Below are 24448 nucleotides of genomic sequence, written 5' to 3' on the forward strand. Positions count from 1 at the left end.
TCACTCCTCCTCATATGCATCCCTAAAATCAGCGCCGACCTCGCCGAGAAAACTCTTTTCCGCGCTCTCGGCGATTTCACGATGGCGTTTCTGGTAAAGCTCCCACAGCTTGGCGCCACGCCCGCCCGAGAGCAGCGTGCCGATCGCGGAATTCGATTTCAGCTCTTCTTCGATCGCCGCCGGGTCGAAGCGGTCGACCATCTGGCGAAGCGCGGCCTGCACGCCGCGCCAGGCGCGCACGTGATGTTGCGCGAGATCGCGGACCGCATCCGAGATTGCCGCTTCGCCGGCAAGGAAGCCGGGGCTGCGTTCGCCAAGAATGGTCACGATCGCGTCGTCGACCGTCGGCAGGAACTTGAGCGGATTGACCTCGGAGGCGCCGACCATCGTCTGGGCGACACGCGCGTTTCCCTTTTCCTCGGAGCGCTTGCGCAGAAGCTGCATCAGGCCTTCCAGCATCAGCCGATACTCGCGCCCGAACTTCTCCATCTCGGCGATCGCGTCGCGGCCGGCGAGATCGGCTTCCTCGACGCCCATGCCGCGCAGGAAGGCGGCGCGAAGCGCCATGTCCGAGTGCGACTGCGACGGGGCCGCCGGCGGCTGACGGACCGGTCGTGGACTGGCGGCCACACGTGGCGCGGGAGGGGGCTCGGGCGCCTGCGCCGGCAAATCCCATGGGTTCGCCGGTTGCGGTCTTTCGGCGACGCGCTCGCGCTGGCCCGCCGGCCATTCGCCATGCGCCGGAGCGGGGGGGGCGGCCGGCCCGAAGCCGAAATCGTCTTCGACGGCCGACGGCTTTGCCGGGGCGGATTCGGCCCCGCCGTTGAGGGATGGCACCGGGTCGAGGCTGAACGGGTCGTCGAAGGCCTGCGAACTGCCCTGGTTGGCGTTGGCGCGCTCGAATGCACCCGGCAGCGGCTGCTCGAACGGGTTGGGCAGATCGGCCGGGCGCGGCCGCCGCGGCTCTTCCTCGGCCCTGGCCGAAAAGAAATCGTCGTTGCCGATGCTCAACGGCGCGCGGGACGCGGGCGGCGACCGTTCGGCGACCGGCTGGGTGGTGGTTGCTGGCGATTGCATGGCTGGCGTCTGCAGGTCGACATACAGTATGTAGTCACCGAGCCTCAGCCGCATGCCGCTTTGCAGACGCGCCGATCTGCCGGCACCGAGCGGGCTGTCGGAATCGTTTATGAACAGCCCGCTGCTCGACGTGTCGGTGACGAAATAGCCGTCCTGCCCGCCGCTGATCTTGCAATGGGCGCGCGAGACGAACATGTCCGGATCGTCGATCTGCCAGCCGGCGTCGGCGCTGCGGCCGATCACCAGCTCACCCTCGTCCAGCCGGGTCTGCCTTACCGCCTGGGTGCGTGGCCCTTGCTCCAGCGTAAGCAGCAGACTCATGCCGCGACCCCCGCTATCTCCGGCCGCCATCCGACGATCGTGCGCAGCCGCAGATCGTCAGCATCCCCCCTTTCGGCGGGCCGCGCAAGCCAGGCAGTGCGGGCAAGCTGGACGGTTCCGATGCGCGGCGGCGGCACGGCCTCGCGCGCGAGCACGATGCGCAGGTCGACGTCGAGCGCTTCTCCGAGCATCTCGCGAACCGCCTGCTTGAACAGCGCCAGGCGCTGGCCGCCCGGCAGGAAAGATTTGAAATCCTCCAGGCCGAGCGGACCGACGCGCAGCTCGATCCGGCTCTGGCGGCTGAAAACGCGCGGGCCGATCGTCGCCCCGCGGCCGAGGACCGCGTAGGCCTTGGCAAGCCTGCTCTGCAGCGCGGCCGGCAGCGGTATCCAGGCAGCAATGAACTCCTTGACCTGCACCGGCACCTTGAAGGCTTCGGCCAGGAACAGGGTGAGCCGCTCGGGGCCGTCGACCTGGCTGGCCAGCGAAGCGGCCTGGCGCAGCCTGACTGTGTCGAGCTCGGGATTCTGGGTGCCGGGAAGGCCAATGCCGGCCATCGCTTCCAGCATTGCGCGAACCCGGCCGCCGACGGCCCGTTCGACCTGCACCGCCGGGTGGGCATCCGCCCAGGCCCGGTAGTAGAGCGCAATCATGCGATGCTGCAGAATGTTGGCGAAGTCGACAAAGGTGGTGTCGCTGGTCTGCCTGGCATCGGCGCCGGTGAACCAGCGCTGCGACAGGCGATCGAGCACCCAGCGGGTCAGATGCAGCGGCAGCGGGCCTTCGGGTCCCATCAGGCCAAGATTGGCAACCGTGACCCGCGCCGGCGCGTTGTCGGCTGCTTCCTGGAAGTCCACCACGTCCCTGGCCGAAAAGCTCAGGCGCACATGCTGACCGAGCCTTGCCGGCTCGCGTTCCAAGCGGCCGGAATAGCCGAACAGGCCACCCCTGCGTTCAAGCCGGCGCAGCAGCTCGAAGAAGTCGAACGACTGAGACAAATCTTCGGTCCGGTCCGGTCCGACCTTGTCTAGATCAGGTAGCGATTGCCGGGCGTCATCGGCCATGGCACATCCTCCTGCTTCTGCAGCAGCCGTGTACGGGTCCGCACAAAGCCGTTTATCCCGGCGTGGCGGGCAAACAGCCGCGCAAGCAAGGCCGAAAGCAGCAGCGTGCTTTGCCCCGCAAGCACGGACTGGTCCACATGCAAGGTCACTTCCGTGCCTCTGCCGAAGCACATCGGTCCGTCGATCTGCAGCCGTTCGATGACCGGGCGCGAGTCGATGCGAACGATCGAATGCACGTTGCGGGCAAGGCCCGGATCGCCCCGGTCGGCATAGAGGTCGAGCAAGGCATGGAGCGGATCGATGCCGCGACCCTCCTTGGCGAGGCTGAGAAAGTTGAGCCCGAGCTGGGCGACGAGCCGCCAGGCGAGATTGTCGGCCCTCGATTCACCTTCGGCGCCCGCGGGCAACGCGGCGGGGATCGCCGGCTGCGGCGGCCGCAGCGCGCCGATGAGCCTGACCGCCTCGACCGGATCGGCCGTCTCCAGCGTCAGCGTTGGGGTGTCGTCGAGGATCGGCAGGTCGCGATTGGTGCAAAGCGCCATCACGTCGAGCCGCCTTATGGCCCGGTTCGCCGGGCTTGTGACCGGACGGGAGATCGCCAGGAAGACATCGTCCCCGGTGTAGGAGGTGCGGGTCAGGCCATCGCGCCGCTCATCCTCGGTCGCCCGGCGCGGGCGGCGCTCGGTGGAATAGACCCAGCCGCTGCCGCGGTTTTGCCCGAGGCTGAAGAGCTCGGGTATTTCGGCGTCGCTGCCTTCGCTCTCGGCGTCCTCGACGCGAGTGACCCGGTAGATCTCGAAGTCGCGCGCGCGCGTGCGGTCGGCATGCAGCACTTGCCGCGTCCTGCGAGGGTCGAGCTCGACGACGTTGCACTCGCGCTCGAAGAGATTGATGATCGGGGTGACGAAGAGTTCGAAATCGCCGGGCGTGAGGTCGGCAAGCTCGGGCACCGGGCGCCGGAACATGAAAATGATCTCGAGCCCGCCGTCGCATTTGCGCACGACGGGCTGCAGGCCGGACACCCGCACATAGTGGAAGCGTTCGGGCATCATGAAATATTCGCGCAGCAGGCGGTAGCCTTCGAATGTCGGGCGGGTACGGGGCATCAAGGCTTCGTCGTCGCCGATACCGACCATTTCGGGCTCCGGCAGCGGCGATATCGGATTGGTCTTGCCTTCGGCCCGTGCGCCAACCGCCGAGCAGGCTCCGAAAATGGCGTCGAAAATCAGCGGCGCCTTGGCGCGGCCGGCCAAATAGAGATCAAGCCGATCGAGCGCGAGTTCGTTCAATTTGCCTTTGCCGGTCCGGGTGAATGCCACGCGCAGCGCAGCTTCGCCGGCCACGCCGCCGATCGGCGGGATACCGGCCGCCGCCAGTCCGCTGCGATCCTGGAAATAGCTGACGGAACTGACCGCGATCGGCCACAGCGTGATCTCTTGCGCGGTGGTGTAGGTGCAGCGTGTCGACAGGCCGGGCTGCAGGCTGGAAACCAGCCTGGTGTTGCGCTTGACGACATGCCCCGCAATCATCGACTGGACTTGCTGGCCGGGTTTCAGCACCGCCATCGCGGTCGCCGGCGCCGGTGTGACCAGATCGGGATAGAGGACGTCGAGCACGGCGCGGGTGAAGCGGGAGCGCTCGGCATCGACTTTCAGCCGGGTGCGCGCGGCGAGGAAGGCCACACCGTCGAGCAGGCGCTCGACATAGGGGTCAGGGCACGGCACCGTATCGAGAGAAAGGTTGCGGGCGATCGCCGGATGCATGTCGGCGAATTCCGCTGCCAGCCCGCGGATATGGGTCAGTTCCTCCTCGTAATATTCTACGAAGACCCGATCCATCTCAGCTTTCCCCGAATTCGGTCCGCGCCAGGCCGTTGTCGAGATTGATCGTGGTGCGAAGGCGCAGCCGCTCCGGCGTCGGCGTCATGATCAGCACCGCGTCTATCTCGATCTTCAGACCCACGCTTTTGTCGCCAAGAGTGACGGTGACCGTGGTGGCGCTTTCCTTCAGGCGTGGCTCGAACGTGGCGAGCACCGCGCGGATCTCGCGCGCCAGCACGTCGCGGTCGAAGTCGCGCGATGAACGCCCGGAGAAGGAAGGCACGCCGTAGTTGACCACGCTTCGGCGGACTTCCGGAAAATCCGCCAGCGACGGCGGATCGTCCAACGCCTGCTCGCGCTCGAGATCGGAAAACAGCGGAACGGATTCGAAGCGCTCGGTGTTGAACAGGGCCTCGATGTCGCGCCGCACGGCCTCCCTCAGCACGCGCGCCGACACCACCACGCCGCGGCTCTCGATCTCGGCGCGATGCTGGGTCTGGAAGGTCAAACGGTGCAGGCGCCGCTTCTGGTCAGGCGTCAGCTCAGCATCGGCGTCGATGGCCCGCGCGCTACCGGCAAGAAATGTCTCCAGGCGGTCCGCGCCAAGCTCGTCCTGCAGGAGCTGGCGCAGCCCGTCTATCTCGGAGGTCAGCCCGGGCAGGTCGTTGACGAGGCGGTCCCAGAGAGAGGGCTGGACCGCCTCGCGCGTCGCTCGCGAGCTGCCGGCAAGCCGCGGCTTGTTCGCGCCGGGCCGCCGGACCTCACTTGCCGACATAGACATCCATTTCGATTTCGTCGTCCTTGTCGTAGACGAATTTGATCTTCTTATAGGCGAAGCTGACTTCCTCCTCGATCAGGTCGGCTTCGTCCTCGGCCTGCTGCATGTCGTATTCCATAATGGAGGCGTCGGTGAGCGTGACGACCAGATAGTCGCTGGTCTCGCCGTCGATGGTCCGACGCGCGGAAAACACCACCTCGTCGAGAGCCTTGTTCTCGAACAGCGCCTTCTTCAGATAGGGCGAGGACTTGTCATAGTGCTTGGTGAACTTGATCATCCCCAAGGCCACACGACCGCGGCGCGAGAGCGAATTCGGATCGTATGGCGCGACCATCTTGTAGTCGACGCCATGGATTTCGATCTCGTCCTCGTGGCCGTCTCGCACGCTCGGACCCTTGATATCCGGAACTTTCAGGAATCCATCGATCTTCACAGGCATTGTCTTTCTCCACCGCTCTCAAAACGAAACAAGATCACATTGCTTTAGTTCAACCCTTCACTGACGGGAGTTCTGACACCAGCCGGAGCGAAGCGTTGATGCCCTCCAACTGGTAATGCGGGCGCAGATAGAAGCGGGCGTTGTAGTAGCCCGGCCGGCCCTCCACGCTGTCCACCTGGACCTCGGCCGCGGCAAGCGGACGCTTTGCGCGCGCCTTGTCGTCGGCGAAGGCCGGGTTGGCCAGCACGTAGCGGTTGATCCACTCGGTCAGCCAGATCTGCATGTCCGAGCGTTCCTTGAACGACCCGATCTTGTCGCGCGCGATGGCCTTGAGGTAATGCGCGAAGCGCGACACCGGGAACAGGTAAGGCAGATTGGCGCTCAGGCGTTCGTTCGACTGCGCGTCGGGATCGACCAGTCGCCCGGCACGCGTCTCGTCGTCCTGCAGCGAATGGGCGCCGATGAAGGCCGCGAGGTCGGTGTTCTTCCGGTGCAGGATGGGCATCAGGCCGAGCTTGGCCAGTTCAGCCTCGCGGCGGTCGTCGATGGCGACTTCCGTCGGGCACTTCATCGCGATCGACCCATCGTCGGTCGGGAAGGCATGCACCGGCAGGTTGAGCACGGTGCCGCCATTCTCGACGCCGCGGATCTGCGTGCCCCAGCCATAGAGCTTGTGGCTGCGGTTGATGTTGACGCCCATCGGGAAGGCGGCGTTCATCCAGACATATTTGTTGTGGTCGCCCTCAACCTCCTCCTCGAAGGTGAAGCCCTTCACCGGGACGGTCTCGGTGCCGTAAGGCAGCCGGGCCAGCACGCGCGGCATGGTCAGGCCGATGTAGCGCGCATCCTCGCTCTCGCGCAGCGACTGCCACGAGGCGTAGGCAGGGTTGTTGACGATCATCTGCAGGTCTTGCGGGTTGGGCAGCTCCTGCCAGCTGTCCATACGGAACAGGCGCGGCGAGGCGGCCGCGATGAACGGCGTATGCGCGGAGGCGCAGATGCCCGAGATGTTGCGCAACAGGCCGACATCGCGCGGATGGTTGGAGAATTCGTAAGCGCCGACGATGCAACCGATCGGCTCGCCGCCCAGCATCGAATACTCGTCCGTATAGACCTTCTTGAATATCGGGCTCTGATCCCACATCTGGCCTTCAAAATCCTCGAGCGTGTCGGCCAACTGCTCCTTGGAGATGTTCATCACCCGGATCTTGAGGTGCTTGGCATCGGTCTCGGTGTTGTTGATGAGATACCAGAGGCCGCGCCATGTGCCTTCCATCTCGCGCACTTCCGGCGCGTGCAGGATCTCGTTGACCTGCGTGGTCAGCATCTTGTCGATGCCGGCGATCAGCGACTTGATCGACTTGATCGCATTGGACGAGATGGTGGTGGTCTCGGAGCGGGACTGTGCCGCCAGCGCGAGATTGCGGACCAACTGCTGCAGCTTCTCGCTGTCGTCCTTCTTGACCTTGAAATCCTTCTCGAGGAGCCCGCTGAACTCTCCGAGGTCGATGGCTTCCGCCTCGGCGGTGACGGCTGCGGTCTTTTGCTGTTCGGCCATGACTTATTCCCCAACCTTGTCGTCGTCAGATATTGCCTGGCTGGCGATCTTGCTCAGAAGCGGCTCGTTGTTCAGAAGCTGGGCGATGCGCTTCTCCGCGTCGACACGGCCATCCATGAAGCCGAGCAGCTCCTCGAGCTGGCGACGCATCTTGAGGATCTCGGCCAGTTGCGGGACCTGCTCGGCGATCTTGTCCGGCGCGAAATCACCCATCTTGGTGAAGGTGAGATCAAGCGCCAGTTCCTCGTCCTTCTCGGCGCCTTCTGCTTGCGGCAGCGTGTTCTTCACCCGCGCCTTCACGCGTGGCCCCATCGCCTCCATGAACTTGGGGAAGCGGTTGGCGTCGGTCTCGACGAAGGCGCGGTCCAGCAGCGACTTTGAAGCCTCCCTGGTCTGCGAAGCGCCGGAAAGGTCGGCCATCACGCCCATGACGAACGGCAGTTCTATCGTCGTCGGGCTGCCGTAGGTTTCGACGTCGTAGGCGATCTGCACCCGCGGCGCGCGATTTCGTTCGATGACCTTCGCTTTGCTTTCGGCTGGCATGTGTTGCTACCTTTCATCCTTCTGGGCCGTCTTCTTGGCATCGGGAACGCCGGCCAGAAGCCGGAATTCCTTCAGTCCCGACGGGGCGAGATCTTCCATCAGTTCAACAAAATCCATGTGCACCATGCGGCGCACACGGCGGGCGAGATGCGGGATCGGGCTGGACGGCTCGGTGCGGTCATAGAAAGCGACGACCAGGTCGAGGCATTTGACGACGTCGTCGCGCGAGGAAATCCGGTCGGGCAGCCCGGTGCTCTGTTCCGCGTAGCTTGCCACACTTGCCATCGTATCGGCTCCATGACCGTTTCGAGCAGGCACTGCCGGTTCCGCAGGTGAGGGGGATGCTTTGGCCGCGCCATTCGCCACCGTGGCGCCGGCCGAATTCCTTTCCAGCGTGGTCAGCAAACGCTGCAGGAACCGTTTCAAGTCCGGGACGGCAGGGCCGTTGCCTTCGATGCGGGCGTTGAGCGCCGTCTCGACCGCATCGAGAGCGGCGATCGCCGCGCGGGCGTCGGCCAGAAGCGAGGTCATCTCGGCGCCGGCCTGATCGATCTGCGCCGCGCATCCGCTGCGCACCCGGTTCAGCAACTGGCTGTGGGCACTTGCAAGCGCTGCCTTTTCGGTCGCATTCAGCCCGGATGCCGCCTCCTGGAGCATGACGCGCTCGTCGAGAGCGCCTTGTTCAAGGTCGCGGCCGCTGATCGGCCCGATCGGGCGCGGCGCGAAAAAGATCATCTGCCGCAGGTTAGCCAGCAGGCCGTCCTGGCCGTTCTGGAGGTCGAGCAGGGCATTTATACGACGCAAGGCGGCGTCGCGCGGCGTCGCAGCGGATCGCAGCGCCGGGTGCAGGGTTTCCCAGTGGGCGTCGAACGTCTGCGCAATCAGGCTCAGGCCCTCGGCCAGTCCGGCCAGCCGGTATTCATTGGCCAGGGCACGCGTGACGATGACGAGAAGGCGCAGATCCCGGCCGCGCGGACGCAATTCCTCGGTCTTGGCAAGCACGGCGGGCCAGTCGATCGGGATGATCGCTTCCGCGGACGGCTTGTTGCGCTCGTCATACTCGACTTTGGTCTGCTGTTCGGTCAGGCGCTCCAGCTCATGAAAAGCCGGGTCGTTGCGCAAATCCTCACCTGACGGATTCTCACCGTCGAGAGGATTCAGCCAGAGTGCGAGATCAATCACACCAACCCCCAGGAGCGGCCTTTAGACCTTGCGTGACGTGAGGTTATCACACTGCGTCACTTTATCACAATTCAAGGACTGCTCAAAAACTAACGGAAGCTAAACGCGGCCGTTCTGTCGTCGAAACCCATGGCGTGATTGTCCGGCGCCGTATGTGAAATGCGTCGCATAGGCAGGGGCAATTTCGTGTTTGTTTGCTTGGGGATGCTGGGCTTTCCTTAAAACGGAAGATGCCGACCGAATCGGGGATCGAGGCGCGTCATCCATCACATGCTTTGTCAACCTGCTGCTTCTATGGCAGGGTATCGGCTGGCTGATTTCGGGAGCACGTTCGATGGAACAGCGCCGGTCATCGCAGAGCTTCAAGCGCAAGGAACTGGTCGCCAAGCTCAATGCCACGGGGGTGCGTGCCTTCAAGGCCGCGGCCGACACGGCCAAGCTGCGCGGCAATCCCTATGTCGAACTGGTCCATTTCATTCAGCAACTGGTGCTGTCGGAGCGCTCGGACGTACAGATGATCGTCGCCGATGCCGGGCTGGACGCCAGCCGGCTGACGGCGGACATGACCCGTGCCATCGACAAGCTGCCCTACGGCGCCACCTCGGTGGAGGAATTCTCCGACCACATCTTCCACGCCATCCAGGAAGGCTGGAACCTGGCGACACTGGAGTTCGGCGTGGAAGAGGTGCGCAGCTCCCATATCCTGCTTGCCTGCCTGAAGACGCCGGTGCTGGAGGGGCTGGTGTCGAAGATCAGCGCCGAATTCGACCGGATCGATGCGGACGGCGTCATTTCCCGCTTCGCCGATGTCATGGAAGGTTCGCTGGAGGCCGGCGCTGCCCCGGCCACCCCAGCCACGGAGACGCCGGTAAAACGCGGCCCCGGCGGGGATTCGGCGCTGGCGAAATATGCCACCGACCTGACCCAGCGCGCCCATGACGGCAAGATCGATCCGGTCGTCGGCCGCGATCCCGAGATCCGGCAGATCGTCGACATCCTGATGCGACGCCGGCAGAACAACCCGATCCTGACCGGCGAGGCCGGCGTCGGCAAGACCGCGGTGGTCGAGGGTTTTGCGCTCCGCATTGCCCAGGGCGACGTGCCGCCAACGCTGCAGAATGTCAGCGTGCGCATGCTCGACGTCGGGCTGATGCAGGCCGGTGCCAGCGTCAAGGGCGAGTTCGAGAAGCGGCTGAAGGCGGTGATCGACGAGGTCCAGGCCTCCGAGACGCCGATCATCCTGTTCATCGACGAGGCGCACACGCTGATCGGCGCTGGCGGTGCCGCCGGAACCGGCGATGCCGCAAACCTCTTGAAGCCTGCCCTGGCACGCGGCGAGCTTCGCACCATCGCGGCCACGACCTGGGCCGAATACAAGCAGCATATCGAGAAAGATCCGGCGCTGACCCGTCGCTTCCAGGTGGTCAAGATCGATGAGCCGTCGGAAGTCGTGGCCGTGCTGATGCTGCGTGGCGTCGCCGGCGTCCTGGAACAGCACCACAAGGTGCAGATCCTGGACGAGGCGATCGAGGCGGCGGTTGCCTTGTCGCATCGCTACATTCCGGCGCGGCAACTGCCGGACAAGGCGGTCAGCCTGCTCGACACCGCCTGCGCCCGCGTCGCCGTTTCGCAGCATGCCACGCCGGCCGAGGTCGAGGACATATTGCGTCGCCGCCAGGCGCTCGAAGTCGAGCGCGGCATCATCGGCCGCGAGGCGGCAATCGGCATCGAGGTGGCCGACCGGCAGGCCAAGGTCGAGGCCGGCCTGGCCGAAACCGAAGCCGCTTTGTCCGCCGCCCAGGCACGCTGGGACCGGGAAAAGGCGCTGGTGGCCGAGATCCTAGAGCTGCGCGCACGGCTGCGCGGCGAGGGCGTGCCGCTCGATCCGGTGGACGCCGAGGGTGCTGCCGGCGACGAAACGGCTGCCGCGACGGGAGCAGAGGCGCCCGAGAAGAAGGTGCTCGAGGCCAAGGCGTCGGAGGCGAAAGCCGCGGAAGCCAAGACCTCGAAGACGAAGGCCGCGAAAACGAAGGCAGCCAAGGTCGAGGCGCCCGTTGCCGAGGTCGTCGCCTCGCCACCGGATTCCGCCGCCGACCTGGCACGACTGCGCGAATTGATGGCGGAACTTGCCGCGGCGCAGGGCGAGACGCCGCTGATCCTGCCATCCGTCGACCGCAACGCGGTCGCCGCCGTGGTGCAGGACTGGACCGGCATCCCGACAGGACGGATGCTGTCCAGCCAGACCGAGAAGGCGCTCAAGCTCGCCGCCACGCTTGCCGAACGCGTGGTCGGCCAGGATCACGCTATGGAGATGATCGCCAGACGCGTGCAGACCAGCCGCGCCGGGCTCGGCGCGCCGGAAAAGCCGGTGGGCGTGTTCCTGCTTTGCGGTCCCTCGGGCGTCGGGAAGACCGAAACCGCGCTGGCGCTCGCCGAGACGCTCTATGGCGGCGAACAGAACCTCATTGCCATCAACATGTCCGAATTCCAGGAAGCGCATACGGTCTCCACCCTGAAGGGCGCTCCTCCCGGCTATGTCGGTTACGGCAAGGGCGGCATCCTGACCGAGGCGGTGCGCCGGAAACCCTATTCGGTGATCCTGCTCGACGAAGTCGAGAAGGCGCATCCGGACGTGCACGAGATCTTCTTCCAGGTCTTCGACAAGGGGATGATGGACGACAGCGAGGGCCGGCGGATCGATTTCAAGAACTCGCTGATCCTGCTCACCTCGAATGTCGGCTCCGAGGTCATCATGGACCGTACGAAGAACGGCACCGTGCGGACCGGGATCGATGATCTCGATACCGCGTTGCGCGGCCCGCTGCTCAAGGTCTTTCCGGCGGCCTTCCTCGGTCGTGTCGTGACCATACCCTACTACCCGCTCTCGGACTCGATGATCGAGGCGATCGCCCGGCACCAGTTCGGCAAGATCGCGCGCCGGCTGCGGGCGACCAACGATGCCGAGCTGGTGATCGGCGAGGGCGTCATGGATCTGGTCAAGGCGCGCTGCACCGAGATCGAATCCGGCGGACGGATGATCGACGCCATCCTGACCAACACGCTGCTGCCGGAACTGAGCCGTGGCGTCCTGAACCGTTCGCTGGAAGGCGCCAAGATGACGAAAGTGACCGTCGGCGCTTCCGCGGACGGGTTCACCTACTCGTTCGAATAGTCACACCAACGCGCCTGCGGGGCGGCCATCGCCCCCGGTCTGCACGTGACCGGCAAGGCCCTGCTCACCGGCCCGGTCTGGACGGATCGGGAGGCGTTGCATTGGCGCGGCCATCGGTGAGGGCGAAGGCGGATGACAGCACGTCGAATTGCGCCACTTCCCGCATGCAATCTCTAACCGGCGCTCGCCTCGCCAAGATGCGCGGAAGTCCGTCGAGAGCGTATTGACAACGCCCCGCTGATATGAACATTTGACTTTGTGAGAATAACGATGTTCATGCAGAGGCAAGCGACCTCGGCTGAAATCGGGGGAGTTGGGAGGCCCAGTCACATGTCTGTTCGTGTTGTTTCGGGATTGCACCGGCGTGGACTGATTTCCGCGCGGCCCCGGCAAGATATGGCGTGATTGGTTGAATCAATGCAGGGTCCGCAACGGCCCTGTCCGCGAAGCTAGCATCGTCGTCGGCCCGCAACGGTGCATGATTTTTCTGGCGGGCGTTTGGGAGGATCTGCAATGCCTATGGGAAGTAGGAAGGATGTATCGCGTCGGTCGTTTCTGATGTCGACGGCGGCGGTTGGCGCCTCGGCTGTGGCGGCCGGCGGCGTGTCGCTGTTCAATGTGCGGCGCAGCTTCGCGCAGGAAGCCGCGAACCCCGCCGACATTCTCGCCAAGATCAATGTCGGCGGCTACGTCAAGAAGGAATACCGCGATCTCTACAAGCTCGCCGATGGCGATGAGCTCTGGGATCCGGCGAAGGACTGGATCCGCACCGTCGACTGGGAGAAGGTGCGCAGCGAATTCTCCGGCAAGACGGTCAAGTTCGCCATCGGCGCCGCCGACATGGAATCGGCCGCGGACGGGCTGAAGCCCTTCGAGCAGCTTTCGGGTATGAAGGTCGAGCTGGTGCCGATCCCGGACGATTCGATGTACGACAAGGTGCTGGCCGAGTTCATCTCCGGCAACGCCAGCTTCGACGCGCTGCAGTTCTTCTCGCCGTGGCTCGGCGACTTCGCCGGCCCGGGCTTCCTTGCCAAGCTCGACGACTATGCCGCGAAGTGGAAGCTGCCGCTCGACGACTTCTACGACACCTATCGCCTGAACTACGGCTATTTCGGCGACCAGGGCCTGTACGGCATCCCGTTCGACTGCGATATCCAGATGGTGCATGTGCGTCCGTCGCTCCTGAAGAAGGTGACGGGCAAGGATGCCGACACCAAGCTGACCGTGCCGACCTATGACGAGATGATCCGGCTTTCGGCGGAGCTCAACAAGGTTGAGAAGGGCGTTGCCGGCGTCGGCCTGATGGGCGCCCGCGGCTTCTGGTCCACCTACACCTGGGAGCACATCGCCGCACAGCACGGCGTCGATTTGTTCAACGATTCCTGGGAGCCGGTCTTCAACAGCGATGCCGGCGTCAAGGCGCTGGAAACCATCCTGGCGCTGAAGGCGTCTTCGGCGGAAGGCGTGGCCGGATGGGGCTGGGGCGAGAACCGCGCCGCCTGGCTCGGCGGCCAGCTCGCCATGAACATCTCCTGGCAGGATTCCGGCACCCAGGCGACACGCCCGGACCAGAGCCGCATCGTCGGCGACGTGCTGACCATCTATGAGCCGCGCGTGCAGATCGAAGGCGCCCGCTTCGCGCCGCCGAACATTGCCGGGTCGACCTCCTGCGTGACGGCCACGTCGCAGAACCCGGAGGGCGCCTTCCTGATGCTCGCCTTCCTGACCACGGCATCGATCATGGCGATGAACGAGGCCAACGCCAATGGCGTCGCGCCGGGCTACAAGTCGGTGCTGAAGAACGATAAGCTGCGGTCGGTTTCCCAGCCCGCCGCGGTCTGGGCGGACTCGCTGGACTATGCCTGGTGCGCGCCGCGCATTCCCGGCATGTTCGAGATGGAACAGGCGCTCGGAAACGAGATCAACAAGGCGATCGTCGGCCAGGCGAAGCCGAAGGAGGCGCTGGATGCCGGCGCCAAGGCCTGGAAGGAGATCATGACCAAGAATGGCTTCTTCTCGGACAAGGAACCCTTCAAATACGCCGCCGTGGCTCCGGCGACCTGGGCCGGCAAGGGCAAGACCCCGCCGGTCTGACGATTGAACGATGCTGGCTTGCCGACTGGTCCAGGGAGACTTCACGTAATGCAGGACTCCGCGGTCCAGAACAGTACAGGATGGGCGGCCAAGGCCGCTCATCCCGGCGTCAGGCTCCGACCCCGGAGCCGGTGGCGCCGCAAGGTCTTTCCCTATCTTCTGGTGGCGCCCTCGGTGATCTTCCTGCTGGGGATCACGCTCTATCCCGGCATCTATGCGATCTATCAGGGCTTCTTCCACGTCCGTTTCAACAACTGGACCTTCGCGGGCTTCGACAATTACAGCAAGCTGCTGTCGGATCCGGAATTCTGGCAGGCGCTGTGGAACACCTTCGTCATGGGCGCGATCGCGCTCGCGCTCGAATGCACGATCGCCATCAGCATCGCGGCCTTCGCCTATCGCGATCCCTGGGTGCGGTCGTGGCGCATCATCTTCCTGATGCCGATGCTGTTCATGCCCTCGGCCGTCGCCTTCATCTGGAAGCTTGCCTTCAACGACGGCCGCGTCGTCAGCGACCTGTTGATGCGGCTGGGGCTGATCGACGGCAACCTGGATTTCCTGGGTTCGGTCTGGCTTGCCCGGCTGACGCTGATCGTCGCCGACGTCTGGCAGTGGACGCCCTTCCTGTTCATCATCTTCGTCGCCGCGCTGCAGGGCCAGGACGCCGAGATGGAAGAGGCGGCGCGGCTGGACGGAGCCAAATGGCGGCAGATCTTCTGGAACATCTCGCTGCCGCTGATGATGCCGATCGTCGTCGTCGCGCTGATCCTGCGCGCCATCGACATCATCACGATGTTCGCCTCGGTCTTCATCATCACCGGCGGGACGCCCGGCGGCGCCACCGAGACGATCAGCTATTTCATCTATCGCATCGGCTTCAAGACCTTCAACTTCGGCTACGCCTCGGCCGTCTCGGTGGTGATGCTGGCAATGACCGTCATCGTCGCGCAGCTGTTCGTGAAACGCTTCTTCCGCTCGGGACGGGAATAGCCCATGGCCGCCAAAGCGAAATCCTCCGAAAGCCTGCTGCTGCGCTACCTGGTGCTTGGCGCTTGGGCGGTGTTCTGCCTGGCCCCGATCCTGTGGTTCCTGTCGATCGGACTGCGGCCGAGGACCGAAATCATCGCCGCCCAGCCGATCTATTGGCCGAGCTTGTCGCTCGATGCCTGGGACATGATCTGGACCGACTGGCCGATGGGCAACTATCTGCGCAATTCGGTCGTGGCGGTCGGCGGCAGCGTCGTAATCGATCTTCTGCTCGCGATCCCGGCCGCCTATTCGCTCGCCCGCTACAACTACCGGTTCCGCGAGGACATCGGCTTCTACATCCTGTCGACCCGCATGATGGCGCCGGCGATCGTCGCCATCCCGATCTTCTTCCTGTTCCGCCAGCTTGGCCTGCTCGACTCGGTCTGGGCGCTGATGCTGGTCTATGCGGCGATCAACTTGTCGCTGGTGACCTGGATCATCCGCTCCTACATGCTCGACATCCCGCATGAGATCGAGGACGCGGCCCGCACCGATGGCGCGTCCGACCTGCGCATCCTGGTGTCGATCATCGTGCCGATGTGCCTGCCGGGCATCATCACCGCTGCGGTGATCGCCGTCATCTTCGCGGTCAACGAGTTCCTCTTCACCCTGCTGATCGCGTCGACCAAGAACGCCTACACGCTGTCCGTGGCGCTGGCCAATTTCACCGGCGGGTCCGACGGCATCATCTACAACGCGATCGCGCTTGTCGCCTTCCTCGCCTTCGTGCCGATCATGCTTCTGGTCGTGCTGATCCAGAAGCACCTGTCGCGAGGCCTGACCATGGGCGCGGTCAAGGGCTGAGATTTCGCGCCGGCCCAAAGGGCTCCGGCGCGGCCAAAGAAAGAACCGGAAAGACGAACATGGCTCAGATTCAGCTCAAGAAGGTAACCAAGGGGTGGGGATCGGTCGTCGGCGTGGACAATGTCGACCTCGATATCCGCGACGAGGAGTTTATGGTCTTCCTCGGACCATCGGGGTGCGGCAAGACCACGACGATGCGCATGATCGCCGGCCTCAACGATTTGAGCTCGGGCGAAATCTGGATCGACGGCGAACTGGTCAACGAGTTCGATCCGCGCGACCGCGACGTGGCGATGGTGTTCCAGAGCTACGCGCTCTATCCAAACATGACCGTCTACGAAAACATCCGCTTTCCGCTCAGGATGCGCGGCATCCCGAAGGCCGAGCATGACGCGCGGGTGCGCCGGGCCGCCGACATGGTCGAGCTCGGAGCCTACCTCGACCGCAAGCCGGGCGCGCTGTCGGGCGGACAGCGGCAGCGCGCGGCCCTTGCCCGCGCCATTGTCAGGCAGCCGCGCGTCTTCCTGATGGACGAGCCGCTGTCCAATCTCGACGCCAAGCTGCGCAACGCGATGCGGGTGCAGCTGAAACATGTCCAGCGCCAGCTGAAGATCACCACCATCTACGTCACCCACGACCAGGTGGAGGCGATGACGCTCGCCGACAGGATCGTCATCATGGACAAGGGGCGCATCCAGCAGCTCGGAACGCCCGACGAGATCTACAGCAATCCCAACAACACCTTCGTCGCCGGCTTCATCGGCTCGCCGCCCATGAACCTGATCAAGGGCGAGGTGCGCGGCAAGCGGTTTTCCGCTCCGGGGGTCGAGGTCGCCGGCATCAATCTGCCGGACAGCCGGGCCGTCATTCTCGGCGTGCGGCCCGAGGACGCGAAAGTGGCGACCGGCACGGCCGCTCACCTCAAGGGGCAGCTCTACGGGCTCGAGCCGACCGGCGACCAGACCTTCCTTTCGGTTCGCACCGATGCGATGGTCGTCGAGGTGAAGGCGGACCGGGATTTCCGGCAGCCGCTCGACACCTCGATCGCCATTGAGCTCGACCCCGAGCGGCTTTATTTCTTCGACGCGGAATCGGGCCAGCGCATCCGCCTCAACTGACGGGAACCACCGTGCTCTACGACTACGCCTCAATCGGCTTCTTCACCTTCGATTGCCTCGGGCGGCCGGTGCGCCGCATTCCGGGTCCGACCGAATTCGATTTCCTCGAGGAGATCACCATCGCCGTTTCCGGCGCCGCCGGGGCGGCGGCGATCGTGGCGGCGAAATACGGAATGAAGGTGCTCGGCGTCGGCGGCGTCGGCGCCGACGACATGGGCGACTGGGTGCTTGGCCGGCTCAACCGCTACGGCGTCGACACCAGCATGATGCAGCGCATCGACGGTGTCGGCACCTCGTCCAGCATCGTCGCTGTCCAGGACAACGGCCAGCGGCCGGCCATGCACATGAAGGGCGCGACCGGCTTCTTCGAAGTCACGCCGGACCAGTTCGAGCGGGTGCTCGATGCATCGTTCGTGCATGTCGGCGGCGCGGGCCTGATGGATCGCATGGATGGCGAGCCGACCCTCGACCTTCTGGCGCGCGCCAAGAAGCGCGGCTGCGTGACCACGCTCGACGTCGCTTCCGCGAGGCATGAGGACATGCCGATGATCGCAAGGCTGTTGCCGCATGTCGACTATTTCCTGCCCTCGGTCGAGGAGGCGCGGCTGCTGTCCGGTCTCACCGACACGCAGGACGTGGCGCGCTTCATGCTCGATCGCGGCGTGGGCTGCTGCATCCTGACGCTTGGCGAACACGGCGCCTACTATCACCATGCCGACGGCACGCGCTTCCATATCCCGGCCTTCGAGGTCGATGTGATCTGCACCTGCGGCTGCGGCGATGCCTTCAACGCCGGCTTCGCGGCGGGCCTGCATCGCAGGCTCGACGCGGAAAGCGCGGTCACGCTGGCGCAGGCGACCTCGGCGCTGAACGCAACCGGGCTCGGCAGCCAGGCCGGAGTGGTGTCGTTCGAGCACACGATGGACTTCGCGCGGCGCACGAGGAAAAAGACCAACACGCTCGCCGCCTGAGGCGCGGCTCGGGCGCCGGCCGTGCCGTCGGGCGCTCTATGCCTTCTTCCGCGATCCGTTCAGCCGCGTCTTTTCGATCATGCTCGCCGCGGTGACCTCGTCGGTGATGAAAACCGTCGGGTTGACCAGTTTCATCGCCCCGATCAGGGCGCCCACTTTCTCCGGCCCGCCGGATGCGAGCAGCCGGATCGGCGCCCGGCGCAGCCGGTCGAGGCCGACCGACATGACGCGGTCGTTGATCTCGTGATCGATGAGGTTGCCGCGCTCGTCGAAGAAGTGGAACAAAAGGTCGCCTATCGCGCCGGCCGCAACCAGCGAGTCGTGCTGGGCATCGGTCAGGTAGCCGACCTGGTACGAGGTGGCGGTCGACGTGGTTCCGCCGACGCTGAGAAGCACGGCGTCAAGATCCTCGGCCATTTCGAAGATGGTGTTGAGGCCGCAGCGCTCGATCAGGGTGCGCTTCGTCTCGACGCTGTCGACGATCGCCGGGGCCGGCACCAGGAAGCCCTCGCCCTGGAAGAGCTCGGCCAGCTGCCAGGCGAACTCGGCCGGATTGAAGCGGCGCGCCTGGATGATGCCGCCCAGCAGCGAGTAGACGCGGAAGCCGGTGAGCGACTGGCCCTTGATGAAGGGCAAGGTGTTGTAGAGGGTCCGTCCCCAGCCGACGCCGACGCGCATGTTCGATGTCGCGATCTGCGAGATATAGTCGCCCGCCGCGGCGCTGATGACGGGCACCGGATCGGCTTGCTGGCCGGACAGCGGCGCCACGATCGCCTTCTGGATGTCGAACAGTTCCTCGAGGCCGCGCTCCAGCTCGGTCGTGTCGGCGACCTTGGCGTTGATCGTGATCTTGATTTCGTTGCGGGCGCGGGCATCGGCCAGAAGCCTGACGACGGTCACCCGGCCGACATTGAGGATGGCCGCGATTTCGCTCTGGGTGAGCTGCTCGACATAGTACATCCAGGCGGTCCGGATGCGGACGCGGTCGGCCTGACTCGAGCCGCGGACATTCTCGCCAAACGGCATCTCGGGATCTTTCGAGCCCCGTTTCCTCTGGCGCATGGTCCCCTTGGCTCCCGTCATTCCAGCCCACCTGTCACAGCCGGAACACAGGATGCGCGGATGACGATGTCATAGCTTTGCAGCCCATAATTGTCTATCTTTGCAAGGAGTAGCGATTGGCAGTCAAAGGGACCGAGGTGATGGCGCCGTTTTTGCCGGAGGAACTGCGGACCAAGGTGAAGGAGCGCTTGCGCGACGCCCGGTTCGTGGCGCGCGAAATGCGTGCGACCACCCGCAAGGGGCAGGACGACCAATCGCCAGAACGGAGCGACCGCGCCGCCGGCCCGGCCGGGCTGGTGACGGCGATCGCCGACTTCTCCGACAGCGCGCTTTCGGCATTGGAATCTGTCGCCATTGGGCTGCTCTCTTCCGACCCCAAGGCGCATTTCGGCAGCGCGTCCGCCTATCCGCTTGGCCGTTACTTCGATACCGAGAATGCGACCTCCCAGGCGCTGTTCGCGCGCGACTGCTATTTCGCCGCCAAGCAGATCCTGTTGGCGAAAGGGGTCGCCAATCCGCGGCTGAGCGAGGAACTGTTCGGCGAAGCCCATCGCCTCGCGGCCAGAACCGAGCAGCCGGCCCCGGCCGGCCGATCGAAAGGCACCGACGATGCCTCGCTCGACGACATTGCCCTGCAGGCGGCCGCCATGGCCCATGCCATTCTTCGCGCCCGTCCGGTCGAGTCGCCGCGATACATCGATGACGCGGCCAGCGGCCGGATGCTGGACACGGGCATATATGTCGCGGCGGCACTCGCCTTGGCCACCGCCGTCGCCAGCTATAGCGCCGACGTCACGGCGGATGACGATATCTATGCGGGCGTCTGCGCTGCGGTCGACGCGCGCTACGTGCTGTTCAGCAAGGCGCTGGCAAGCCAGGATCGGCCTGGAGACCTGGCGCGGGTCTTTGCCGATCTGATCCCGCATCTTCCGTAGCGGGTCGTTCGCGAGAGGTTGTCGCGAAATTGGCGGAGATGAACCTTTGCATTTTTTGTGCAACAGATGTACATGTTGATGCCCTGTCGCGGTTGGGTATCGCGGGCGCCTCAGTTGGAACTGGACAATGGATCTGACACCCAAGGACAAATTGTCCTCGATACCCGACCTGCGGCACCGGCTCCGCCAATTGCGGTGGTTTTCCAAGGCCTTCCGGAACAATGCGGAACTGGTGAAGGAGCACTTTGGGTTCTCTTACCGGATCGACGACAAGCTGTTGAACCAGGTCTTCTTCGACTGGCTGGCGGCGATCGACCAGCAGGACGATTCGGCAGCGATCGACCGGGCCGACTACATCGTCTTCGTCGCGGGGCTAGCCCTGCGCGAGCTGATCCGGACCAAGCCGGCGGTCATGGTTTCGGATGCCGGGACGAGCGAGGCGGATGACAAGGCCACGCTCGAGATCGCGCGGTTCTGGCCGGAAGGCTTTCTCTATACGAATTTCTGCGTCTGCGGCATTGCCGCGGTCCAGGAACAGGAGTTCGGGCAATCCCGCGATCTCGAAAAGGCCGCCTCCGATCTGCGCGTCTGGTGGTCCTATCGGGAAAACGCCGAGGAGGATCCGAACATGTCGATCGCCTTCCTCGACCAGTTCGTCGGCCTGGAACCGAACTGGCTCTTCCCGGCGATGGCGCAGGAGAGGGCGGCGATCAAGAAGGCGCTCGCCGCTCCCCGCGAAACGGCGCTCGACCGCCTGCCTCCGGCAGCGACGAGATAGGCTGCGGCGCGCCGAGTCCGTTCTTGCGTTTTCCGCTGCGTCGGTCTGTCGGCGCTCCGGTCCAGGGAGCAGGTTCAGCCCAATCGGCCTACGGGCCGGGCTTGTCGCCCTACGGCCCGGCGATGCGTTCGGGCAGTCACGTCCGAGCGATTCGATCTGATTTTCAGGCGAGGGCAACCGGTCCTCGGGCCGGAAAGCAGCAATGCCCTCGCGAGGTGCGTGACCTCTCATCCGGCAGGCAATTCCTGCTGCGGATTTTGCCGCAAAGATTTGTACATTCGTCTTGATATGGAGACAGATGTTCAGTATTTGTCAGACCGGAGGCAAGACGCCCCTGGGAGGATATAGCAATGACCATCAACGTGGCGCCGACCGGCCTTGCGCGCGATCTTTCCGAGCGGGCGAAGTCCGGCAAGCCGATCCGCATCGGGCTGATCGGTTCAGGCGAGATGGGCACCGACATCGTGACCAGGGTCGTCCACATGACCGGCATCGAGATCGGTGCGATCTCGGAACTCAACCTTCCGGCGGCGGCCAAGGCGGTCGATATCGCCTTTCAGGAGAGCGGCCATTCGCGCGAGGTCTCAAGCGTCGCGGCGATGAGCACGGCGATCGAGGCCGGCAAGGTCGCGGTCACTGGCGATGCCGACCTCGTCATCAACAACGAGCTGATCGATGTGGTGATCGACGCCACCGGCGTTCCGGCGGTCGGCGCCGAATACGGCCTGCGGGCGATGGAGCACGGCAAGCATCTGGTAATGATGAATGTCGAGGCGGACGTGACCATCGGCGCCTATCTGAAGAGCGAGGCCGACAGGCTGGGCGTCACCTATTCGCTCGGCGCCGGCGACGAGCCGTCCTCCTGCATGGAACTGATCGAGTTCGTTTCGGCGATGGGCCATCCGATCGTCGCCGCCGGCAAAGGCAAGAACAACCCGCTCAACATCGACGCCGTCCCGCATGACTATGCCGAGGAGGCCGCGCGCCGCCACATGAATGTTCGCATGCTGGTGGAATTCGTCGACGGCTCCAAGACGATGGTCGAGATGGCGGCGATCGCCAATGCCACCGGACTGGTGCCCGACAGGCCCGGCATGCACGGGCCCGCTGCGACGCTTGGCGAATTGTCGAAGGTGCTGGTGCCGCAGAAGGATGGCGGCGTGCTGTCGAAGGTCGGCGTCGTCGACTATTCGATCGGCAAGGGCGTCGCGCCGGGTGTCTTCGTCGTCGCCGACATGTCGCATCCGCGCATCTCGGAGCGCATGGAGGACCTGAAGATGGGCAAGGGCCCATATTTCACCTTTCATCGACCGTATCACCTGACCTCGCTCGAAGTGCCGCTGACCTGCGCGCGCGTCGTCCTCTACGGCAAGGCCGACATGGTGCCGCTGGCAAAGCCGGTGGCGGAGGTCTGCGCGGTCGCCAAGAAGGACATGCAGCCGGGCGAACGGCTCGATGCGATCGGCGAGTATTGCTACCGCGCCTGGATCATGACCGCGCCGGAGGCGAAGGCGGCCGGAGCCGTTCCCTGCGGCCTGCTGCAAGGCGCCTCGGTGAGTGCGCCGATCAGGAAGGGCGATCTCATCACCTATGCCAATGCGGCGCCCGCGCCGGGTTCAAGGATCGCGGAGCTCAGGGCACGACAGGACCAGCTGGTCTACGGGAGGGCATGACCGATGGCCAGGAAAGCCGTGCTGGAAAAGGCTGCGCCCACCAATCTGCCCTTTGCCTACCGGCACTACGACGCCGGCCAGCTCAGGGACGTGCTGCGCAAGATGTACCTCATCCGCCGCTTCGAGGAGGGCGCTGAGGACTGTTACATGCGCGGCCTGATCCACGGCACCATGCACCTGTCGATCGGGCAGGAAGCAAGCGCGATGGGCATCTGCATGCCGCTTGCCGAGGACGACCAGATCACCTCGACCCATCGCGGCCACGGCCACTGCATCGCCAAGGGCGCCGAGGTCAAAAAGATGTTCGCGGAGTTCTTCGGCAAGACCACCGGCTACTGCAAAGGGCGCGGCGGCTCGATGCACATCGCCGATGTCGCCAAGGGCAATCTCGGCGCCAACGGCATCGTCGCCGGCGGCATCCCGATCGCGGTCGGCGCGGCGCTTTCCGCCAAACGGCTGAAGACCGGCAAGGTGGTGGTCTCGTTCTTCGGCGACGGCGCCAACAATGAGGGCGCCTTCCACGAGGCGCTGAACATGGCGTCGATCTGGAAGCTGCCGGTGGTGTTCGTCTGCGAGAACAATGGCTACGGCATGTCGACATCGACCGCCCGCTCGACCGCTGTGAGGAACATCGCCGACAGGGCTGCGGCCTATTCGATGCCCGGCGTCATCGTCAACGGCAACAGCTTCTCGGAAGTCGCGGAAGCCGCGCATGCCGCCGTCGAGCGCGCCCGGGCGGGCGAGGGACCGACGCTGATCGAATCCAAGACCTACCGCTATCGCGGCCACTCCAAGAGCGACCGCAACCGCTACCGCAGCAAGGAGGAGATCGAGGACTGGATGTCGAACCGCGATCCGATCACGCTGTTCGAGACTGAACTGAAGGAATTCGGCATCATCGACGACAACGGCATCGAAGCGGTGCGCGAAGCTGTCAGACGGGAGATCATCGAGGCCATCGAATTCGCCAAGGCGAGCCCCACTCCGGACATCGGCGATCTTCAGAACTACGTCTATACGGAGCTGGCGTGATGGATGCCGAGGTGCGCGAACTGAGCTATGCGCAGGCGATCCAGGAGGCGATGGCGATCGCCATGGAGGCCGACGAGCGCGTCCTGCTGATGGGCGAGGACATCGGCGTCTATGGCGGCGCCTTCCAGGTGACGGGCGATCTGGTCGAGCGTTTCGGCGTCGACCGGGTGATGGACACGCCGATCTCCGAACTCGGCGGCGCCGGTGTCGCCGTCGGCGCGGCGATGACCGGCTTGCGGCCGATCTTCGAATTCCAGTTTTCCGATTTTGCGACGCTTGCCCTGGAGCAGATCGTCAACCAGGCGGCCAAGATGCGCTTCATGCTGGGTGGCGAGGTTTCGGTGCCGGTGGTGATGCGGTTCCCGGCCGGCTCGGGCACCGGCGCGGCCGCGCAGCATAGCCAGAGCCTGGAAGCCTGGCTCGGCCATGTGCCGGGATTGAAGGTGATCCAGCCGGCGACGCCCTACGATGCCAAGGGCATGCTGCTGGCGGCGGTCGCCGATCCCGATCCGGTGATGATCTTCGAGCACAAGCTGCTCTACAAGATGAAGGGGCCGGTGCCCGAGGGCCACTACACGGTGCCGATCGGCAAGGCGGATGTCCGGCGCGAGGGAAGCGACCTGACCATCGTCGCGACCTCGATCATGGTGCACAAGGCACTGGAGGCGGCGCAAGCGCTGCAAGCCGAGGGCATCGACATCGAGGTGATCGACCTCAGGACCGTGCGGCCGATGGACAAGCGCACCATCATCGAAAGCGTCAAGAAGACCTCGCGGCTGCTTTGCGTCTACGAGGCGGTGAAGACGCTGGGCGTCGGCGCCGAGGTCAGCGCCATGATCGCCGAGAGCGAGGCCTTCGACTTCCTCGATGCGCCGATCGTGCGGCTGGGAGGCGCCGAGATACCGATCCCCTACAATCCCGACCTGGAAAGGGCGACCGTTCCGCAAGTGCCCGACATTGTCGCGGCGGCGCGCGATCTGGTCAGGGGAGCGCGCTAG

At 64.7% G+C, this 24448-nt stretch carries 20 protein-coding genes; 11 read left to right on the plus strand and 9 right to left on the minus strand.

Going from position 1 to position 24448, the window contains the following annotated elements; all coding sequences use genetic code 11:
• From tagH to tssA, 8 genes are read right to left on the minus strand one after another with little or no spacing between them, the layout of a single operon-like run.
• Positions 1-1398, minus strand: coding sequence for a type VI secretion system-associated FHA domain protein TagH (gene tagH / locus EN786_RS08310; RefSeq protein WP_135908153.1), 1398 nt, complete (start codon positions 1396-1398; stop codon positions 1-3).
• Positions 1395-2462, minus strand: a complete 1068-nt coding sequence (gene tssG / locus EN786_RS08315; protein ID WP_127309209.1) for a type VI secretion system baseplate subunit TssG — start codon at positions 2460-2462, stop codon at positions 1395-1397. Before tssG ends, tagH begins: the two co-directional genes overlap by 4 nt.
• Positions 2426-4300 (minus strand): type VI secretion system baseplate subunit TssF, encoded by a 1875-nt coding sequence (gene tssF, locus EN786_RS08320; RefSeq protein WP_127309208.1) that lies wholly within the window; start codon positions 4298-4300, stop codon positions 2426-2428. Before tssF ends, tssG begins: the two co-directional genes overlap by 37 nt.
• A gap of 1 nt (position 4301) precedes the next feature.
• Positions 4302-5057: a type VI secretion system baseplate subunit TssE gene (tssE, locus tag EN786_RS08325; protein ID WP_127285566.1), complete on the minus strand. Its 756-nt coding sequence runs from the start codon at positions 5055-5057 to the stop codon at positions 4302-4304.
• The gene (locus EN786_RS08330) at positions 5044-5499 is read right to left on the minus strand and encodes an Hcp family type VI secretion system effector (protein ID WP_127285565.1); all 456 of its coding nucleotides are present in this window, start codon (positions 5497-5499) and stop codon (positions 5044-5046) included. Before EN786_RS08330 ends, tssE begins: the two co-directional genes overlap by 14 nt.
• A gap of 49 nt (positions 5500-5548) precedes the next feature.
• Positions 5549-7057, minus strand: a complete 1509-nt coding sequence (gene tssC, locus EN786_RS08335) for a type VI secretion system contractile sheath large subunit (protein ID WP_127285564.1) — start codon at positions 7055-7057, stop codon at positions 5549-5551.
• Between the two features lie 3 nt (positions 7058-7060).
• Positions 7061-7600: a type VI secretion system contractile sheath small subunit gene (gene tssB / locus EN786_RS08340; RefSeq protein WP_127285563.1), complete on the minus strand. Its 540-nt coding sequence runs from the start codon at positions 7598-7600 to the stop codon at positions 7061-7063.
• A 6-nt stretch (positions 7601-7606) separates the two neighbouring features.
• A complete protein-coding gene (gene tssA, locus EN786_RS08345) occupies positions 7607-8782 on the minus strand; it encodes a type VI secretion system protein TssA (RefSeq protein WP_127285562.1) in 1176 nt (391 codons plus the stop codon).
• A 334-nt stretch (positions 8783-9116) separates the two neighbouring features.
• Between tssA and EN786_RS08350 the strand changes: the two genes are divergently transcribed.
• The 6 genes from EN786_RS08350 to EN786_RS08375 all read left to right on the plus strand — a co-directional run bounded on the left by EN786_RS08350 (position 9117) and on the right by EN786_RS08375 (position 17970).
• Entirely contained in the window at positions 9117-11954 is a 2838-nt protein-coding gene (locus tag EN786_RS08350) for an ATP-dependent Clp protease ATP-binding subunit (protein WP_127309207.1), read from the plus strand.
• Positions 11955-12512: 558 nt separating this feature from the next.
• Positions 12513-14048, plus strand: coding sequence for an extracellular solute-binding protein (locus EN786_RS08355; protein ID WP_245478150.1), 1536 nt, complete (start codon positions 12513-12515; stop codon positions 14046-14048).
• 48 nt (positions 14049-14096) lie between these two features.
• Entirely contained in the window at positions 14097-15038 is a 942-nt protein-coding gene (locus EN786_RS08360; RefSeq protein WP_245478149.1) for a sugar ABC transporter permease, read from the plus strand.
• A gap of 3 nt (positions 15039-15041) precedes the next feature.
• Positions 15042-15881 (plus strand): carbohydrate ABC transporter permease, encoded by an 840-nt coding sequence (locus EN786_RS08365; protein WP_127309206.1) that lies wholly within the window; start codon positions 15042-15044, stop codon positions 15879-15881.
• Between the two features lie 59 nt (positions 15882-15940).
• Positions 15941-16999, plus strand: a complete 1059-nt coding sequence (locus EN786_RS08370) for an ABC transporter ATP-binding protein (RefSeq protein WP_127309205.1) — start codon at positions 15941-15943, stop codon at positions 16997-16999.
• A gap of 11 nt (positions 17000-17010) precedes the next feature.
• On the plus strand, positions 17011-17970 hold the full coding sequence (locus EN786_RS08375; protein WP_127309204.1) for a sugar kinase: 960 nt from the start codon (positions 17011-17013) through the stop codon (positions 17968-17970).
• A 36-nt stretch (positions 17971-18006) separates the two neighbouring features.
• On the opposite strand, the gene EN786_RS08380 is transcribed toward EN786_RS08375, so the two are convergent.
• Complete coding sequence (locus EN786_RS08380) at positions 18007-19032, minus strand: sugar-binding transcriptional regulator (protein ID WP_127309203.1); 1026 nt, start codon at positions 19030-19032, stop codon at positions 18007-18009.
• A gap of 116 nt (positions 19033-19148) precedes the next feature.
• Here EN786_RS08380 and EN786_RS08385 point away from each other — a divergent pair, with 116 nt between their 5' ends.
• The 5 genes from EN786_RS08385 to EN786_RS08405 all read left to right on the plus strand — a co-directional run bounded on the left by EN786_RS08385 (position 19149) and on the right by EN786_RS08405 (position 24448).
• Positions 19149-19967 (plus strand): hypothetical protein, encoded by an 819-nt coding sequence (locus EN786_RS08385; RefSeq protein WP_127284106.1) that lies wholly within the window; start codon positions 19149-19151, stop codon positions 19965-19967.
• Positions 19968-20094: 127 nt separating this feature from the next.
• Positions 20095-20745, plus strand: a complete 651-nt coding sequence (locus EN786_RS08390) for a hypothetical protein (protein WP_127284105.1) — start codon at positions 20095-20097, stop codon at positions 20743-20745.
• A gap of 350 nt (positions 20746-21095) precedes the next feature.
• Positions 21096-22418 (plus strand): NAD(P)H-dependent oxidoreductase, encoded by a 1323-nt coding sequence (locus EN786_RS08395; RefSeq protein WP_127284104.1) that lies wholly within the window; start codon positions 21096-21098, stop codon positions 22416-22418.
• 3 nt (positions 22419-22421) lie between these two features.
• Positions 22422-23450, plus strand: coding sequence for a thiamine pyrophosphate-dependent dehydrogenase E1 component subunit alpha (locus EN786_RS08400; RefSeq protein ID WP_127309201.1), 1029 nt, complete (start codon positions 22422-22424; stop codon positions 23448-23450).
• Complete coding sequence (locus tag EN786_RS08405) at positions 23450-24448, plus strand: alpha-ketoacid dehydrogenase subunit beta (protein WP_127284102.1); 999 nt, start codon at positions 23450-23452, stop codon at positions 24446-24448. Before EN786_RS08400 ends, EN786_RS08405 begins: the two co-directional genes overlap by 1 nt.

Origin of the sequence: Mesorhizobium sp. M4B.F.Ca.ET.143.01.1.1, from assembly GCF_004792275.1 — a bacterium.
Lineage (GTDB): Bacteria > Pseudomonadota > Alphaproteobacteria > Rhizobiales > Rhizobiaceae > Mesorhizobium > Mesorhizobium abyssinicae.